Source organism: Streptomyces novaecaesareae, from assembly GCF_000716875.1.
GTDB classification, from domain to species: Bacteria; Actinomycetota; Actinomycetes; order Streptomycetales; family Streptomycetaceae; genus Kitasatospora; species Kitasatospora novaecaesareae.
This window is the reverse complement of the sequence record NZ_JNWQ01000233.1, coordinates 1-394: the sequence shown is the minus strand read 5'-3', so window position 1 is coordinate 394 and position 394 is coordinate 1. Positions and strand designations below refer to the sequence as shown.

The 394-nt window shown below is 83.0% G+C and carries 1 pseudogene; it reads left to right on the top strand.

The features are described 5' to 3' along the window. A pseudogene (locus tag OP86_RS37605) lies at positions 1-394 on the top strand (SUKH-4 family immunity protein); the annotation flags it as partial.

Genomic DNA, 394 nt, shown 5'->3' with positions numbered 1-394 from the left:
CCCCGACCCCGGCCCCGCCGCCCCCCTCCCGCCCGACCTGGTCGCCGCGCTCGGCGGCGACGAGCCGGCCGAGGCCCCGGAACTCCCCGAGGGGCCGGTGCCGCCCTCCGCGCCTGCGCCGCCGCCCACCGCCTCGGCGGCCCCGTCGGCCGGCTCTGCGGACTCTCCCGGCTCTCCGGACTCTCCCGCCTCTCCGGTACCGCTCGACCCGCCGGGGTCTCCCGCCGATCCCGGTGGTCCCGCTGATCCCGGCGCTCCCGCTGCTCCCGGCCTTCTCGCCGAGGACGCCCCGGGCCCCGACGTCGCGCCCGACCCCGAGGCCGGCCCCTCCGCCGTCGAGGGAGCCCCGGAGGGCGAGCCCGCCGTCACCACCCCCGCCGCCACCCCCGCCACC